Source organism: Streptomyces sp. NPDC093149 (assembly GCF_044754145.1).
In the GTDB taxonomy this organism is placed as follows: Bacteria; Actinomycetota; Actinomycetes; order Streptomycetales; family Streptomycetaceae; genus Streptomyces.
Genome location: NZ_JBIVON010000004.1, coordinates 158,100 through 173,795 on the forward strand (window position 1 = coordinate 158,100; position 15,696 = coordinate 173,795).

Below are 15,696 nucleotides of genomic sequence, written 5' to 3' on the forward strand. Positions count from 1 at the left end.
GCCCCCCGGCCGCCAAACAGATTTTTACCTCCCCCCGCGGGGGGGGGGGGCCCCCCCGGGGGGGCCCCCCCCCCCCCCACTTCCGGATCAGACCGAGCGCGGGACGAGCTCCGCCATCCGGGACCAACCCTCGCCAGGCACCTCGACGTTGATGATCTCCGGGGTCACGGCGACGAGCTCCGCCATCCGGTCCATGGCCGCCGCGAAGTGCTCCGACTTCACATGGGCCTCGCCGGCCTCGGGGGAGGCGAAGGCCTCCAGCAGGACGAACTGGTCCGGGTTCTCGACGCTGTACGACCACTCGAAGAACACATTGCCGGGCTCCTTCCGGGTGGCGAGGGTGAAGTCCTCGACGGCCGGGAGCCAGTTGTCGCGCTCGGCGCTGTGGACGGTGAATTTGACGGCGATGAAGATCATGCGCCCAGGGTCGCACAAGCCCCGAACGCGGATGTGACGGGCACACCAGGATGAAGTCGGACGGACCGCGTTCAGGCTCGTCCGGCGCTCGGGAAGGCCCGACCGGTGATCCGGACGAGAGGCCCTGGGTCTTTCGTCCGGATCAGGCCGGCGTGATCCGGACGAGAGGCCCTACCCGCCGAGCTCGCGGTGGCGCGCGGCCAGTCGCGCGGCCCCCTCCTCGGTCGGTGAGCCGAAGAGCCGCAGCCGGGAGATGCCGCCGTCCGGGAAGATGTCGATCCGGACGTGCGTGGCCCGCACCGCCTCGGGCAGAACGAAGCGGTGGTTCGTGTCGGGCTGGAGCCGGGTCCGGGGCAGCACCTCGGTCCAGCCGCCGCTCTCCCCGTCGCGGGCGGAAAGGCTCGCCCAGCCCGCCGAGTTGCCCTTCAGGTACGCGGTGTCGATCTCGACGGCGCGGATCTCCGCCTGCTCGACGAGGCGGTAGCGGATCCAGTCGTTGCCCCGGTCGCGTCGTCGGCGGGTCTCCCAGCCGTCGTCCATCTTGCGGGACGTGCCGGGCTGGATGGTGTTGGTGGCCGGTGAGTAGAACCGGTCGGAGGCGTCCTCGACCGTGCCGCCGTTCTCCAGGGCGACCAGATCGAAGGTGCCGAGGGCGGCCAGCCAGCCGGGGTCGGGGGTGACCTCGCCGTAGACCCGCAGCCGGGCTATCCCGCCGTCGGGGTGCTGTTTGACCCGCAGGTGGGTGACGCGCTGCCCGGCCGCGACGGCGAAGCCATTGGCGGCGTGTCCGCCGACGGCCGTACGCGGTACGAGCGTTGTCCACCTCACCTCGGGGGCGAGGAGGTCCTCGGGTGACGGGGAGCCGGGGACGCAGGCCGCCTCGACGGAGACCGCCTGCGGGTAGTTGCCGCGGAAGTGGGCCGTGTCGACGACGATGCCGCGAACGACTCCGGGTGCACCGAGCCGTACCAGTGCCCAGTCGTGGTCCTCGTCCGCGGGATGCGGCCGGTCGGCGCCCGCACCGCGTCGGCGCCGGGTCTCCCAGCCGTCCATGATCTTGCCCTTGTGACCGAAGCGCTCGGGGTCGAACTCCGCGGGCTCCGGCTTCAGAAGGTTCTCGCGCTCGGCGAAGAACTCGTCGTTGGCGGCGACCACCCCCGCGCCGAGCCGCCGGTCGGCGAGGTCGACGAGGGCGGTGAAGGGGAAGTCGGCCGTGCGGTAGTCGGCGTACGGGTCGCCGCCGCCGTACGGGTTCGCGTCGCCGGTGAAGCGGGCTGTCGCCGTCATGGTCAGTGCTCCCTTTCGAGAAGGCGCCCGGTGGGTCCGGCGACGCTGCCGTCGGCCGCGATCCGTACACCGCGCAGCCAGGTCGACTTCACGACGCCGTGCAGGGTCTTGCCCGCATAGGCGGTGACCTGGTTGCGGTGGAAGAGCTCCGCGGGATCGACGGTGAAGGTCTCGTCGGGGGCGAGGACCGCGAAGTCGGCGTCCCGGCCGGCCTCGATGGCACCCTTGCGGGTCAGTCCGGCCAGTTGCGCGGGGGCGGCCGACATCCAGCGGACGACGTCGTCGAGCGAGTGGCCGCGCCTGCGGGCCTCGGTCCAGACGGCGGGAAGGCCCAGCTGGAGGGAGGAGATGCCGCCCCAGGCGGAGGCGAAGTCCGGCGTCTTGAGGTCGGTGGTGCACGGCGAGTGGTCGGAGACGATGCAGTCGATCGTCCCGTCGGCCAGCCCCTCCCACAACGTGTCCTGGTTGGCGGCCTCCCGGATCGGCGGGCAGCACTTGAACTCCGTCGCGCCGTCCGGGACCTCCTCGGCGGTGAGGGTGAGGAAGTGCGGGCAGGACTCGACGGTGACCCGTACGCCCTCGCGCTTGGCGGCGGCGATCATCGGCAGGGCGTCGCTGGAGGACAGATGCAGCACATGGACCCGGGCGTTCAGCCGCCGGGCGTGTGCGATGAGTCCCTCGATCGCGGTGTTCTCGGCGTCGCGGGGCCGGGAGGCGAGGAAGTCGGCGTACGCGGGCCCGCTGCGCTGCGGGGCGGACGCCAGATGGCGCGGGTCCTCGGCGTGCACGATCAGCAGCCCGCCGAAGCCGGCTATCTCGGCCATGGACCGGGCCAGCTGCTCCTGGTCGAGCTCCGGGAACTCATCGACGCCGGAGGGCGAGAGGAAACACTTGAATCCGAAGACCCCGGCCTCGTGCAGCGGCCTCAGGTCCTTGACGTTGGACGGGACGGCACCGCCCCAGAATCCGGTGTCGATGTGCGCCTTGGGGGCCGCCACCTGCTGTTTGGTGCGCAGGTGGTCGACGGTGGTGGTCGGCGGAAGGGAGTTGAGGGGCATGTCGAGCAGGGTGGTGATGCCGCCTGCCGCCGCCGCGCGGGTGGCGGTGTGGAAGCCTTCCCACTCGGTGCGGCCGGGGTCGTTCACATGGACGTGGGTGTCGACGAGTCCGGGCAGCAGGACGTCGTCGCCGAAGTCCTCCAGCCGGGCACCGGCCGGCACCTCGCTGTCGTACGGCAGGACGGCGTCGATTCTCCCGTCGGCGACGGCGACCGCTGCGGGGCGCGTCCCGTCCGGGGTGACGACGCGCGTCGAGCGCAGTACCAGATTCACGTCCGCACCGGACACCCGTGCTCCTCATTTCGGACTTTCGACCACTACGAATTCAACGAACTGTTGAAGGAGTCTTCACTCGGGATTCGGACCCGTCAAGACCCCACTCTCCTCGCGGGACGACCGGCGGACCACCCGCACCCACAACTGGAGATTTCCACAAAGTAAAAGCCTGATTCCGGAGAGTGGAACGTAACATGGAACCAGTGCGGCATCGCAGAACCGCCCCCCCGGGCCGCCGACACCGGGACAAACGGGCTCTGACCGGCCAGGACGCCGCACCCTGAGCAGTGCGCCGATCGGGAACCGCCCGGTAGGCTGCGGGGTGCCTCGCCGGGCGGGGCACCCGCACTTCCGCCTCGAAAGGACCGTTGACGTGCCGCCGTCCCACGCCAGCACATCCGACTCCAAGCCCGCCGCTTCGAGCGGTGGTGTGCAGTCCCTTGAGCGTGCATTCGACCTGCTGGAACGGATGGCGGACGCCGGGGGCGAGGTCGGCCTCAGCGAACTCTCCGCGAGCAGCGGGCTTCCGCTGCCGACCATTCACCGTCTGATGCGCACACTGGTGATCTGCGGATACGTACGCCAGCAGCCGAACCGCCGCTATGCGCTCGGCCCGCGTCTGATCCGGCTCGGCGAGTCCGCGTCGCGGCTGCTCGGCACCTGGGCCCGCCCGTATCTCGCGCGCCTGGTCGAGGAGACCGGCGAGACCGCGAACATGGCGCTGCTCGACGGCGACGAGATCGTGTACGTGGCACAGGTGCCGTCCAAGCACTCGATGCGCATGTTCACCGAGGTGGGCCGACGGGTGCTCCCCCACTCCACGGGGGTCGGCAAGGCGCTGCTCGCGCACACGCCGCCGGAGGAGGTGCGGGCACTGCTCGCCCGTACCGGCATGCCGGCCGCCACCGAGAAGACGATCACCACTCCGGACGGTTTCCTCGAAGCGCTGGAACAGGTCCGCAGGGTCGGTTACGCGGTGGACGACAACGAGCAGGAGGTCGGTGTGCGCTGCCTGGCGGTCTCGGTGCCCGACTCCCCCACCTCCGCCGCGATTTCGATCTCGGGGCCGGCCGGCCGGGTGACGGAGGCGGCCACGGAGCGGATCGTGCCGATTCTGCAGCAGGCCGCGAAGGAACTGTCCGACGCGCTGGCCAGCAGCGGCACCACCGGCTGAGAGGTGTGGGAGGGGCGGCCCCCCGGCCGTCCCTCCCACGTCTCTCAAGCCGCTGCGGGCACCGTCAGACGGCCGTCGTCCATCGTGACGACGCGGTCCGTCCGGTCCAGATGGGCCCGGTCGTGCGTGACCATCACCGTGGCCGTCGACCGCTGCCGGGTCAGTGTGACCAGCAGTTCGAGCACGGCGGCCCCCCGCTCGTGATCGAGCGCGCTGGTCGGTTCGTCGACGAGCAGCACCGCCGGCTCGTTCATCAGGGCCCGCGCGATGTTGATCCGCTGGCGCTGCCCGCCCGAGAGCTGATGGGGCCTGCGGTCGGCCTTGTCCGCGAGGCCGACCGCGTCCAGCAGTTCCAGCGCCCGGCCGCGGGCGCCGCGCACGGCCCCGCCCGACAGATGGGTCATCACCTGGAGCTGTTCGGCCGCGGTGAGGGACGGCAGCAGATTGGGCTGCTGGAAGACGATGCCGACGCTCTCGCGGCGCAGCGCCGCCTTTTCCGCACGGCCGAGGGCCGCGGTGTCCGTACCGGCTACGACGACCCGCCCCGTGTCCGGCGTGACCAGGGTCGCCGCCACCGCGAGAAGGCTGGACTTGCCGGAGCCGGACGGTCCGACGACCGCGGTGAGCGAACCGGCGGGCACGTCCAGCGAGACCCGGTCCAGGGCGGTGAGCCGGCCGTCGCCGTCGGGGTAGGTGAGGGTGACATCGGCGAGGGTCAGGGTCATCGGGCACTCCCGAGTGCGGTGAGCGGGTCGACGGCGGTGATCCGCCGGATGGACAGCGCCGCCCCGACGGCGCCGAGGACGATCATGACGGCCGCCGGCACGAGGACGGTCGCCGCGTCGAGGACGAACGGCACGGCGCCGCCGCTGACCACCGCGCCGATGCCGGAGGCGAGCGCGGTGCCCACCGCGGTACCGATCGCGAGCATCACCACGGCCTGTCCGAGCGCGTCGCGCAGCAGATACGGCGTGGAGGCGCCCAGCGCCTTGAGGACGGCCACATCACCGCTGCGCTGGATCGTCCAGACCGTGAAGAAGGCGCCGATGACCAGGGCCGAGATGGCGAAGAGGAAGCCGCGCATCAGCTGGAGCGAGCCGTTCTCCGCCTGGTAGGAGCCGATCGCGGTGAGGGAGTCCCCGAGGGAGAGCGTGCTGGTGCCCGCCGCCTTGTCGCCCGCGGCGAGGTCGGCGCCGCCGGTGGTGGTCAGGGCGATCACCGTGGCATGCGGGGTCCGGCCGGCACCGTCGGCCCCGAAGCGCTGCCAGTCGTGGAGCGAGGTCCACACCACCGGTGTATGGCTGTACGAGGCGTCCGTCGCGACCGCGGCGACGGTGACTTCGGTGCCGCCGAGGCGCAGCCGGTCCCCGGCCCCGGCAGCCAGGTCGTCCGCGGCCCCTCGGGACAGCACCACCTTCCCCGTGCCGACGGCCCTGGCACCCTCGGGTGCCGGTCCCGCGCCGGGCTCGACGCCGAACGCCGAGACGGCGGCCGTGCGCCCGCCCTCGACGGTGACGGCGTTGAGGGTGCGGATACCGAGCGGCTCCGCGTGGCTCACACCGGGCCGCTGAGCCCAGCTGCGCCAGGCACTCTCCTCGACGATCGAATCGGTGAAGGACACCGACCGGCCGTCGGGCGGGGCGGCGAACGCGAGATGGTCTGCGTTCAGCCCCGTGACGGCCGAGGTGTTCTCCCTGGCCAGACCGGCCGTGAGACCGGACAGCAGGCCCACGAGCAGCGTGATCAGAACCACGACCGTGCCCATGAGCGCGAACCGGCCCTTGGCGAACCGGAGATCTCTCCATGCGACGAACATGCTTCCAGCCTCGGACGCCGAACGCCCGGAAACATCGCGCGGCGGTGGGGCCCGACATCAAACTTTCGATTGACCGGGCCCGGGCACCACCCGTCTACGCTGGAGGAATCATGGATTCCCGTGCCCACCCCCCGGTCACCGCCGCGCTGCGGCTCTGTCTGCACGCGCTGCTGGTGGGACTGCTCGCTCTCGCGGCGCTACGGGCCGTCGGCGACGGGACGCCGCACGCCGCCGCGGTCGTCGTGGTCACCTGTGTGATGGCCGCCGGGTACGCGGCGGGCGCGCTCGCTCCGGTCGTACGGCCGCACAGCCGCGCGGCCGCCCTGTGGCTGGCGCTGTTGTGCGCCCTGTGGCTGGTGCTGCTCGTCCTGTCGCCCGACGCCCTGTGGGTGGCGTTCCCGCTCTATTTCCTGCAGCTGCATCTGCTGCCGACGCGCTGGGCCCTGCCGGCCGTCGTGGTCACCGCCGTCGCGGCCATCGCGAGCTTCTTGCTGCACGGCCAGGCCGTCAATCCCGGCACCTTCATCGGTCCACTGCTCGGCGCGGCGGTCGCGGTCGCGACGGTTCTCGGGTATGAGGCGCTGTTCCGGGAGAGCGAACGGCGCCGCGAACTCATCGAGGAGCTGATGTCGACCAGGGCGGAGCTGGCCGAGGCGGAACGCACGGCGGGCACGCTCGCCGAGCGTGAACGGCTGGCCCGCGAGATCCACGACACCCTGGCGCAGGGGCTGTCCAGCATCCAGCTGCTGCTGCGCGCTGCCGAACGCACCCTGTCCGCCGACGCTCCCGCCACCGCGCACGTCCGCCGGGCCCGGGAGGCCGCGCAGGAGAATCTCGCCGAGGCCCGCCGCTTCGTCCGTGCCCTGTCGCCGCCCGATCTGGAGAAAGGCTCCCTCGCAGCCGCCCTGGAACGGCTCTCGTCCCGCACGACGGGCCCCGGCCTCATGGTGCAGTTCGCGGTCAGCGGCAGCCCGGTGGAGCTGCCGACCCCGTACGAGGTGGCGCTGCTGCGCACCGCCCAGTCCGCGTTGGCCAACACGGTGCGGCACGCCGGGGCGCGGCGCGCGGAGATCACTCTCAGCTTCATGGACACCTCGGTGTCGCTGGACGTCGTCGACGACGGCCGTGGGTTCACCCCCGGGAGCGGGCCGGTGGTCGCGGAGACGGACACCGGCGGCTTCGGCCTGCCCGCGATGCGTTCACGGGCCCGTTCGCTGGGCGGCACGCTCAGCGTCGAGTCGGCGCCCGGTCAGGGCACGGCCGTCGCCCTGACCCTTCCGCTTCCGCTGCCCGACGGCCGGCCAGGACAGGACGCCGCATGACCACCCCCATCAGGCTGCTGCTCGCCGACGACCACCCGGTGGTACGGGCGGGGCTGCGGGCCGTGCTCGACGCCGAACCCGACTTCCAGGTGGTCGCCGAGGCGGCCACCGCCGAGCGGGCCGTCGCGCTCGCCGCGACCGGTGGGTTCGATGTCGTCCTCATGGACCTGCAGTTCGGCGCGGGCATGCACGGCTCCCGCGCGACCGCGGCCATCACGGCGGAGGCGGGCGCGCCCAGAGTGCTGATCCTCACCACGTACGACTCGGACGCGGACATCCTCGCCGCGGTCGAGGCCGGCGCCACCGGCTATCTGCTGAAGGACGCCCCGCCGGAGGAGCTTGCGGCGGCGGTACGCACGGCCGCGGGCGGCCGGTCGGCTCTCGCGCCGGCCGTCGCCCATCGCCTGATGGACCGCATGCGGACCCCGGCGCAGGCCCTGACCAAGCGGGAACTGGAAGTCCTGCAACTGGTCGGCGAGGGACTGTCGAACCTGCAGATCAGCAAGAAGCTCTTTCTCAGCCAGGCGACGGTGAAGTCCCACCTGGTGCACATCTACGCCAAGCTGGGCGTCGACTCCCGGACCTCGGCGGTGGCGGCGGCGACGGCCCGCCGGCTGATCCGCCGCTGATCCGCCGCTCGTCCCGCCGTCAGCCGCGCGGCGGCTCCCCGAAGAGATCCACGGCGACCCGTACGTCCCTGAGTGCGGAGGCCAGTGCGCTGACCGAGCCGATCGCCCCCGCGATCAGCAGCAGCGAACGGCGCAGACGCGGAATCTCGGGTGCGCCGCCGGTCGCCATCTCGTCCAGCGCGGCCAACTCGTCCTCGGCGATCCCCCGGTCCGGGAACTCCGCGGGGTGCCCCGCGAGCTCACGGCGGAGTCGGGAGACCGCCGTACGCAGCTCCGTCACTCTCGGGTCCTCACCACTGCTGGTCACTCGCGTCTGCCCCACGCTTCGCAACAAAGCACTCCCCCTCGCACATCCTTGTGCCAGTTTTCCGACCGTTTCCCGGACCGTGGTCAAGTGTCCGGAGATGCCCGCAAGTTAACGCCATGAAAGGTGTCGAGCGCCACTCCGCGGACGGAAATCAGGGGTCCCGTACGGGTGATGCGCGGAACGTTCCGTGGACGTCGCCGCCCGACAATCACGCCCTCCCCGCCGGTTCCCGCTTGCGCGAACGGGGTGCGTCCGAGGTATCCAGTCCGTATGACCCGAACAACACAAGCACCGTCGGTCGCCGGGCTGCTGCTCGCCGCGGGCGGCGGGCGACGGCTCGGCGGACAGCCCAAGGCACTGCTCGAACACCGCGGCCGGCCGCTGGTGGAGCACGCGGTACGCGTGCTGCGGGAGGGCGGCTGCCACCACGTCCATGTGGTCCTGGGGGCCGCGGCCGAGGAGGTGGTGGCACGTGCCGACCTCACCGGCTGCACGGTGACCGTCAACCCCGGGTGGACCGAGGGCATGGGCTCGTCGCTGCGGGCGGGACTGGGGGCTCTGTCCGGTACGGGGGCGGACGCGGCGCTCGTCCTCCTGGTCGACCAGCCGGGCATCGGCGCGGACGCGGTGGCGAGGGTGCGATCGGCGTACCGCTCGCGGACGAGTCTGGTGGCCGCCTCGTACGAAGGGGAACGCGGCCACCCGGTGCTCTTCGGTGCGGACCGGTGGCCGGACATCGCGGCGGGAGCGGTGGGTGACCAGGGCGCTCGGGCGTATCTGCGGGCGCACCGCGATGCGATCACGCTCGTCGAGTGTTCCGATGTGGCTCAGGCGTACGACATCGACACGGCGGAGGACCTGAAGCACCTCGAGTGAACGGGCCGGCACGCCGCGCCGACATCACCCCACTTCTGTCGACCCGGAGAATCTCGACATCAACAAACCATTGAACTTCCACCATGAGGAAACTACTATCCACTGGTCAGAAGCCCTCTGCACCTCAAACGGCGCCCACGGCCGTATCCCGGAGCCCTGGCACGCCGTGCCATTTCAGGCGACCCGGCGGCTGTGAGACGCCGCCCGCACCGCCCGCTGAAGGAGTGACAGCTCATGTCCGCACCAGCGCCGTCCCCGCTGGCCATCGTCGATGCCGAGCCCCTGCCCCGGCAGGAGGAGGTCTTGACCGACGCGGCCCTCGCGTTCGTGGCCGAGCTGCACCGGCAGTTCACGCCCCGCCGTGACGAACTGCTCGCCCGCCGTGCCGAGCGCCGCGCCGAGATCGCCCGTACGTCCACGCTGGACTTCCTGCCCGAGACGGCAGCGATCCGCGCGGACGACTCCTGGAAGGTCGCGCCGGCCCCGGCCGCGCTCGACGACCGCCGGGTGGAGATCACCGGTCCGACCGACCGCAAGATGACCATCAACGCCCTGAACTCGGGCGCCAGGGTCTGGCTCGCCGACTTCGAGGACGCGTCCGCCCCCACCTGGGAGAACGTGATCCTCGGCCAGCTCAATCTGATCGATGCGTACACCCGGAACATCGACTTCACCGACCCCGTGACCGGCAAGTCGTACGCCCTCAAGCCCGCCGAGGAGCTCGCGACGGTCGTCACCCGCCCCCGCGGCTGGCACCTGAACGAGCGTCACCTCCAGCTCGACGGCACCCCGGTGCCGGGCGCGCTGGTCGACTTCGGCCTCTACTTCTTCCACAACGCCCAGCGCCTCATCGACCTCGGCAAGGGCCCGTACTTCTACCTGCCGAAGACGGAGTCGCACCTGGAGGCCCGTCTCTGGAACGACATCTTCGTCTTCGCACAGGACCGCCTCGGCATCCCGCGGGGCACGGTCCGCGCGACCGTCCTCATCGAGACGATCACCGCCGCGTACGAGATGGAGGAGATCCTTTACGAGCTCCGCGACCACGCCTCCGGGCTGAACGCGGGCCGTTGGGACTACCTCTTCTCCATCGTCAAGAACTTCCGTGACGGCGGCGCCAAGTTCGTCCTCCCGGACCGCAACGCGGTGACGATGACCGCCCCGTTCATGCGCGCGTACACCGAACTCCTCGTCCGCACCTGCCACAAGCGCGGCGCGCACGCCATCGGCGGCATGGCGGCCTTCATCCCGTCCCGCCGCGACGCCGAGGTCAACAAGGTCGCCTTCGAGAAGGTCAAGGCCGACAAGGACCGCGAGGCCCACGACGGCTTCGACGGCTCCTGGGTCGCCCACCCGGACCTGGTCCCGATCGCCATGGCCTCGTTCGACGCGGTCCTCGGCGAGAGGCCGAACCAGAAGGAACGCCTGCGCGAGGACGTCTCGGTGGCCGCGGGTGACCTGATCGCCATCGACACCCTGGACGCGAAGCCCACGTACGACGGCCTGCTGGGCGCCGTCGCGGTCGGCATCCGCTACATCGAGGCCTGGCTGCGCGGCATGGGCGCGGTCGCCATCTTCAATCTGATGGAGGACGCGGCCACCGCGGAGATCTCGCGCTCGCAGATCTGGCAGTGGATCAACGCGGACGTCGTCTTCGAGAACGGCGAACACGCCACCGCGGACCTGGCCCGCGAGGTCGCCGCCGAGGAACTCGCCGCGATCCGCGCCGAGATCGGGGACGAGGCCTTCGCGTCCGGCAAGTGGCAGCAGGCCCACGATCTCCTGCTCCAGGTCTCCCTGGACCAGGACTACGCGGACTTCCTGACCCTGCCGGCGTACGAGCAGCTGGGCTGAGCCCCGCGCCGTCCCGCCGACGAGCCCCGCCCCCGGTACCGCACAGCACCGGGGGCGCAGGTGCGCCCACCGTCGAGGCGGGCCGGCGCGGTCGGGTCGGGTGTCAGGCGGTCGCCGCGTCCATGTCCGCCTTGACCGCCGACTCGTCCAGCGACTTGAGGACGGCTCCCGGGTCTCCGCCCTTCAGCACGGCCCGGCCCACATCGGTGCGTATCACGCCCCTGACGGCGGGCCAGGACCGCGTGTTCACCGGCGCGAACTGCGCGTCCGTCAGCTGATCGATGAACGGCCACAGCGATCGTCCGGAGGACCTCTCGCGCGCCGCGTCGGACGCGGTGTAGGTGACGGGGAGCGCGGACTGACCGCCGTCGTAGGTCAAGGCGGACTTCCCGCTGTAGAGGAAGGCGAGGAACGCACCGCATTCCTTGCGGTGGCCGTTGCGCTTGAACGCCATCAGCCAGTCGCTGAGCCCCAGCGGCGCGGCGGCTCCGCCGTTCTTCTTGGGGAACGGGGCATGCGCGTAAGGGACCTTGGCCCGATCCGCCGCGCCCATCAGCACGGGGTGGGCGATCAGCATCCCGATCCCGCCCCGCAGGAACTGTGCGTACGCGGCCGTCCTGTCGAGCTCCGCGGGGGCGGGGCCCGCCAGCCCTGTGGCGACGAGCTCGTCCCGCAGCCAGGTCAGGGCCTCGATGTTGACCGAGGTCTCGAAGTCGTAGCCCGAGAGGTCCCCCGTATAGCCGCCTCCGGCCGCCAGCAACCAGGACAGGGCCTCGTCGTCGGCCGCCTCGGGGCCGAACTGGAGGCCGTACGGCGTCTTCACGCCGATCCCCTTCAGGGCCTCGGCGGCCGCGCGCAGCCCGTCCCACGACGTGGGGGCGCCACCGATGCGGGCCCGCCTGAAGAGCTCCTTGTTGTAGAAGAGCCGGGGCGTGCTGGCCAGGAAGGGGACCCCGTACGTGGCGTTGCCGACCGTGCCCGCTTCGGTGAAGGACCGGATGAAGTCGGCCTGGGTGGCGATGTCGAGCAGCTGCGACAAGTTGTGGAGCCGGCCGTCCTCCGCATAGGGCGCGAAGACGTTCGACTGCGCGATGTCAGGCTCCCGGCCCTCCTCGACCCGCCGGGCGAGCGTCCGGTCGATCTTGTCGTACGGGACCCGCTCCAGGTTGATCCTGATACCGGCGTGCTGCTGCTCGAAGGCGGAGACGACGTCGTCCCACTGGTCGCCGAGCGAGGCGCCCACACTCCTGTCGTAACTGGCCACGAGGACGTCGAGTTCCACGTCCCGGCCTTCGGCGCATCCGGTGAGCCCGAACGCGGCCGTGGTGCCGGCGAGGCCGGCCGTCTGGAGAAGGAACTGCCGCCGACGCACCGCTCTTGCCACCCCTTGTTCGTGCTGCACCCTGCTTGTTGGCAGATTCTGCCACATAGGCACATTAAGCCTTTCTGGAGAGGTGTCTTCAGGGCATAACCTGACCCGTATGCAAGGTGGCTCTCTGACGGAGCGGCGCAAGGCCGCGACCCGACTGGACATCGCCCGTACGGCGGCGTCGCTCTTCGTGGAACACGGCCTGCGGACCACGCGCGCCGAGGACATCGCGCGCGCCGCGGGCGTCGCCCCGCGCACCTTCTACCGCTACTTCGCGACCAAGGAGGAGGCCATCGCCCCACTGCTCACCGCCGGGGCCTGGCAGTGGGTGGAGGCGGTGCGGGACGCTCCGGGCGCATTGTCCGTGCCCGATGCGCTGCGGCACGCCGCTGCCCGCACGCTGACTCCGGATCCGGATGACGCGTCCGCCTCGGAGTCCCTGGACTGGGTGCGGTCCCTCCTGAGGATGGCGGTGGACAGCCCCGCCCTCCGATCGGTCTGGAACGACGCGTGCCACGACTCTGAGATCACTCTGGCAGCGGTACTCACCGCGCGTGCCGGACTCCCGGACGGAGCGGACCCGCTGGACGTCCGGCTGACGGCCGGGGTCGCCGGCGCTGCGGTGCGGGTGGCGGTGGAGACCTGGGCGGCGAGCGACGCCCCGGCGACGGGGCCACTGGGGCCCGCGGCGCTGGCCGAGCGCTGCCTCACCGCCGCCGAAGGCGCGCTGAAGAGCGCCTGATCGAGCCCGGCCTCCCGGCTCGGGCACCCCGGACTCCGAGAGGTGGATCGAGCGCGCCGGCCGGCGAGAGGGCGTGGGTGGCGTCGTGGGCACGAATGTCGTGGGCACGAACCTCGTCGGCACGAGCCCGGAGATGTCGGCGCCGGGTCGTGCGCGGCGTGGACGTACCACCGGTTCGCGGAACCCGCCGGAGTTCCGCGAACCGGCGACCGATCCGTCGCGCCGACTACTTCAGACCGGTGTCCAGCGCGCTCATCAGGGTGCCTTGTGCCGTGTCACCCGACATCTCCCAGACCATCACCCCCAGCAGCCCCTTGGACTTCACGTACGCGGTCTTCCTGCCGATGGACCAGGCGTCGTCGAAGGACCACCACTGGTTGCCGGTCCAGCCGTAGGTGGACACCGACTGCTCGTCGTGGTGGACCGTCATGGTCGGGTAGGCGCCGATCAGGTTGGCGTAACCGCGGGTGCCAACCTCCTCCGCGAACTGGCCGGGGGCCGCGCCTCCCGCGGGCTGCCATTCGCCTGCGGCCCCGCCGTCGGTGACGTTCTGCCAGCCGCGGCCGTAGAAGGGGATGCCGAGGGTCAGCTTGCGGGGTTCGACGCCCGCGTCCGTGTACGCCTTGATGGCGGTGTCGGCGCTGAAGTGGAAGTCGTACGGGTCCTGGTCGTCCGTGTAGAGATTGGCCTGGTGTCCGGTGCGGTCGGGCTCCCAGGAGTTGTCGCTGCCGGAGCCGTGGAAGTCGTAGCCCTGCACGTTGGCGACGTCGAGGGAGTCGAAGACCTTGCCCAGGTCCCAGCCGTCGCCGATCTTCTGCGGGTCGGCGGGGGTGAAGGCGGTGAGCAGGCGGTGGCCGCCGCCGAGGGCGTCCATCTGCTTGCGGAATTCGGCGAGCAGCAGGGTCAGGTTGTCCTTGTCGTTCGGCGACCAGTGGTTGCCGGGGTGTCCGGTGCCGGTGCCCGGCCACTCCCAGTCGATGTCGAAGCCGTCGAAGATTCCCGCCGCGGTGCCGGGACCGCCCGCGCCGCCGTACTCGGGCAGATTGCCCTTGATGTACATGTCGATGCAGGAGGAGACGAACTTCTTGCGGGAGGCGTCGGTGGCCGCCGCGTCGGAGAAGAACTTCGAGTACGTCCAGCCGCCGAGCGAGACCACGATCTTCAGGTTCGGATGGAGCTTCTTGAGCTTCTTCAACTGATTGAAGTTGCCGCGCAGTTTGCCCCAGCCGTCGTCCGCGACGCCGTCGACGGACTGGGCGGCGCTGAACGGACGGGCGTAGTCGGCGTCGGCGTCACCGGCGCCGGTGCCCTGATCGGGGTCCTCGGGGTCGGCGGTGGTGCCCTTGGTGACACCGTTCAGGCAGGTCAGGTTGGTCGGGTCGATGTTGGCGAAGGCGTAGTTGACGATGTCGAGCTTGTCGGCGGCACCGGAGTCGTGGAGATTCTTGACGAAGTACTGACGGCCGTAGATGCCCCACTGGACGAAGTAGCCGACCTTGGCGTAGTTGCCCGCGCCGACGATGTCGTCGGTCTTCACGGTGAGCGCGTTGCTGGCCGAAGAAGCGTTGTCCGCCGCGTCACGGGCCTTGACCGTGAAGGTGTAGGAGGTCGAGGGCGAGAGCCCGCCGATGGTGGCGGTGGTCGTGGTGCCGGAGACCGTGGTCGCCAGTGCGCCGCCCCGGTAGATGTCGTACGCCGCGACGCGCTGGTCGTCCGTCGCGGCGGTCCAGGCCAGGGTGACGGACGAGGAGTCGGCCACTGTGGAGTGGAGCGAGCCCGGTGCGGTGGGCGGGGAGGTGTCGGTGGCCGGATCGACGGTGGTGACCGCCGACGGGGCGCTCCCGGCGGAGGTGTTGCCGCGGGTGTCCCTGGCCCGGACGGTGAAGGAGTAGGTGGTGGCCGGGGTCAGCCCGGTGACGGTGGCCGAGGTTGCCGCGGTGGCCGTGCCGACCACCTTGCCGCCGGCCAGGATGTCGTACGACGCCACGGGGAAGTCGCCCGCGGTGGCCGCCGTCCAGGACAGCGAGGCGGTGCGGGCGGTGACGTCGGTCTGCTTCAGCCCGCTCGGCGCGCCCGGCGGCACGTCCGCGGAGCCGTCGCACTTGTCACCGTTGATCCGGCAGCCGGTCGGTGCGGCGATCGGTCCGGTGGCCACGAACCAGAAGCTGTACGGCTCGGTGGTGCCGTGCGCGGCGACCGTGCCGTTGTAGTGGGCGTTGACCGCGGTGACATGGCTGCCCCGAGGGGTGACGGTGCCGTTGTAGGAGGTGTCGATCGCGACCCCGGCAGGGAGGTCGAATTCGAGGCTCCAGCCGGTGACGGCGGTGTCGGTGTCGTTGTGCAGGACGTAGGTCCCCTTCCACCACGAGCCGTTGTCGGCGGAGGTGAACGTGGCGGTGAGCTTGCCCGCCGCGTGTGCGGGTGCGGTCTGCAGGGACAGCAGTGCGAGGAGGAGTCCGAGGACGGCGACGAGGGTGGTCGCCGTTCTCCTTCCGGAGGTCATGTGCTCGAACATGGTTCTCCCTTGGGGCAGGGACCGGTGAGGCGGTCCTGAGGGGGAGCGGGATGC

The 15,696-nt window shown here is 71.1% G+C and carries 14 protein-coding genes; 6 read left to right on the forward strand and 8 right to left on the reverse strand.

Going from position 1 to position 15,696, the window contains the following annotated elements:
• Nucleotides 1-87: 87 nt before the first annotated feature.
• From ACIQCZ_RS14340 to allB, 3 genes are all read right to left on the reverse strand, one after another.
• Complete coding sequence (locus ACIQCZ_RS14340) at nucleotides 88-417, reverse strand: putative quinol monooxygenase (RefSeq protein ID WP_376223134.1); 330 nt, start codon at nucleotides 415-417, stop codon at nucleotides 88-90.
• A 171-nt stretch (nucleotides 418-588) separates the two neighbouring features.
• The gene (gene alc, locus ACIQCZ_RS14345; protein WP_402282374.1) at nucleotides 589-1,704 is read right to left on the reverse strand and encodes an allantoicase; all 1,116 of its coding nucleotides are present in this window, start codon (nucleotides 1,702-1,704) and stop codon (nucleotides 589-591) included.
• Nucleotides 1,705-1,706: 2 nt separating this feature from the next.
• Entirely contained in the window at nucleotides 1,707-3,050 is a 1,344-nt protein-coding gene (allB, locus tag ACIQCZ_RS14350; RefSeq protein WP_402282376.1) for an allantoinase AllB, read from the reverse strand.
• Between the two features lie 361 nt (nucleotides 3,051-3,411).
• Between allB and ACIQCZ_RS14355 the strand changes: the two genes are divergently transcribed.
• Entirely contained in the window at nucleotides 3,412-4,212 is an 801-nt protein-coding gene (locus tag ACIQCZ_RS14355) for an IclR family transcriptional regulator (RefSeq protein WP_351080873.1), read from the forward strand.
• A gap of 44 nt (nucleotides 4,213-4,256) precedes the next feature.
• On the opposite strand, the gene ACIQCZ_RS14360 is transcribed toward ACIQCZ_RS14355, so the two are convergent.
• Both ACIQCZ_RS14360 and ACIQCZ_RS14365 read right to left on the reverse strand, forming a co-directional pair.
• Nucleotides 4,257-4,937, reverse strand: a complete 681-nt coding sequence (locus ACIQCZ_RS14360) for an ABC transporter ATP-binding protein (RefSeq protein WP_402282377.1) — start codon at nucleotides 4,935-4,937, stop codon at nucleotides 4,257-4,259.
• Nucleotides 4,934-6,028: an ABC transporter permease gene (locus ACIQCZ_RS14365; RefSeq protein ID WP_402282379.1), complete on the reverse strand. Its 1,095-nt coding sequence runs from the start codon at nucleotides 6,026-6,028 to the stop codon at nucleotides 4,934-4,936. The genes ACIQCZ_RS14360 and ACIQCZ_RS14365 overlap by 4 nt, the downstream gene beginning before the upstream one ends.
• A gap of 110 nt (nucleotides 6,029-6,138) precedes the next feature.
• Between ACIQCZ_RS14365 and ACIQCZ_RS14370 the strand changes: the two genes are divergently transcribed.
• Both ACIQCZ_RS14370 and ACIQCZ_RS14375 read left to right on the forward strand, forming a co-directional pair.
• Nucleotides 6,139-7,350 (forward strand): sensor histidine kinase, encoded by a 1,212-nt coding sequence (locus ACIQCZ_RS14370; RefSeq protein WP_402282380.1) that lies wholly within the window; start codon nucleotides 6,139-6,141, stop codon nucleotides 7,348-7,350.
• On the forward strand, nucleotides 7,347-7,979 hold the full coding sequence (locus tag ACIQCZ_RS14375; RefSeq protein WP_402282382.1) for a response regulator: 633 nt from the start codon (nucleotides 7,347-7,349) through the stop codon (nucleotides 7,977-7,979). Before ACIQCZ_RS14370 ends, ACIQCZ_RS14375 begins: the two co-directional genes overlap by 4 nt.
• Before the next feature lie 19 nt (nucleotides 7,980-7,998).
• Here ACIQCZ_RS14375 and ACIQCZ_RS14380 read toward each other — a convergent pair whose 3' ends face one another.
• Nucleotides 7,999-8,313: a DUF5955 family protein gene (locus tag ACIQCZ_RS14380; protein ID WP_376216573.1), complete on the reverse strand. Its 315-nt coding sequence runs from the start codon at nucleotides 8,311-8,313 to the stop codon at nucleotides 7,999-8,001.
• A 243-nt stretch (nucleotides 8,314-8,556) separates the two neighbouring features.
• On the opposite strand from ACIQCZ_RS14380, the gene ACIQCZ_RS14385 reads away from it, so the two are divergent.
• Nucleotides 8,557-9,162: an NTP transferase domain-containing protein gene (locus ACIQCZ_RS14385; RefSeq protein WP_402282384.1), complete on the forward strand. Its 606-nt coding sequence runs from the start codon at nucleotides 8,557-8,559 to the stop codon at nucleotides 9,160-9,162.
• Nucleotides 9,163-9,396: 234 nt separating this feature from the next.
• Nucleotides 9,397-11,016 carry a malate synthase A gene (gene aceB / locus ACIQCZ_RS14390; protein ID WP_402282385.1) on the forward strand — a complete coding sequence of 540 codons (1,620 nt, stop codon included), beginning with the start codon at nucleotides 9,397-9,399 and terminating at the stop codon, nucleotides 11,014-11,016.
• A 103-nt stretch (nucleotides 11,017-11,119) separates the two neighbouring features.
• Here aceB and ACIQCZ_RS14395 read toward each other — a convergent pair whose 3' ends face one another.
• Nucleotides 11,120-12,400 (reverse strand): ABC transporter substrate-binding protein, encoded by a 1,281-nt coding sequence (locus ACIQCZ_RS14395; protein WP_402282386.1) that lies wholly within the window; start codon nucleotides 12,398-12,400, stop codon nucleotides 11,120-11,122.
• A 97-nt stretch (nucleotides 12,401-12,497) separates the two neighbouring features.
• Here ACIQCZ_RS14395 and ACIQCZ_RS14400 point away from each other — a divergent pair, with 97 nt between their 5' ends.
• The gene (locus tag ACIQCZ_RS14400; protein WP_402282387.1) at nucleotides 12,498-13,127 is read left to right on the forward strand and encodes a TetR/AcrR family transcriptional regulator; all 630 of its coding nucleotides are present in this window, start codon (nucleotides 12,498-12,500) and stop codon (nucleotides 13,125-13,127) included.
• A gap of 226 nt (nucleotides 13,128-13,353) precedes the next feature.
• Here the strand turns inward: ACIQCZ_RS14400 and ACIQCZ_RS14405 are convergent, their stop codons facing one another.
• Nucleotides 13,354-15,642, reverse strand: coding sequence for a glycosyl hydrolase family 18 protein (locus ACIQCZ_RS14405; protein WP_402282389.1), 2,289 nt, complete (start codon nucleotides 15,640-15,642; stop codon nucleotides 13,354-13,356).
• Nucleotides 15,643-15,696: the final 54 nt, after the last annotated feature.

Excerpts from the sequence above, each read along its gene's own strand:
- ACIQCZ_RS14340 (WP_376223134.1), bottom strand. The coding sequence starts at position 417 with ATGATCTTCATCGCCGTCAAATTCACCGTCCACAGCGCCGAGCGCGAC.
- alc (WP_402282374.1), bottom strand. The coding sequence starts at position 1,704 with ATGACGGCGACAGCCCGCTTCACCGGCGACGCGAACCCGTACGGCGGC.
- ACIQCZ_RS14360 (WP_402282377.1), bottom strand. The coding sequence starts at position 4,937 with ATGACCCTGACCCTCGCCGATGTCACCCTCACCTACCCCGACGGCGAC.
- ACIQCZ_RS14365 (WP_402282379.1), bottom strand. The coding sequence starts at position 6,028 with ATGTTCGTCGCATGGAGAGATCTCCGGTTCGCCAAGGGCCGGTTCGCG.
- ACIQCZ_RS14370 (WP_402282380.1), top strand. The coding sequence starts at position 6,139 with ATGGATTCCCGTGCCCACCCCCCGGTCACCGCCGCGCTGCGGCTCTGT.
- ACIQCZ_RS14375 (WP_402282382.1), top strand. The coding sequence starts at position 7,347 with ATGACCACCCCCATCAGGCTGCTGCTCGCCGACGACCACCCGGTGGTA.
- ACIQCZ_RS14385 (WP_402282384.1), top strand. The coding sequence starts at position 8,557 with ATGACCCGAACAACACAAGCACCGTCGGTCGCCGGGCTGCTGCTCGCC.
- aceB (WP_402282385.1), top strand. The coding sequence starts at position 9,397 with ATGTCCGCACCAGCGCCGTCCCCGCTGGCCATCGTCGATGCCGAGCCC.
- ACIQCZ_RS14400 (WP_402282387.1), top strand. The coding sequence starts at position 12,498 with ATGCAAGGTGGCTCTCTGACGGAGCGGCGCAAGGCCGCGACCCGACTG.
- ACIQCZ_RS14405 (WP_402282389.1), bottom strand. The coding sequence starts at position 15,642 with ATGTTCGAGCACATGACCTCCGGAAGGAGAACGGCGACCACCCTCGTC.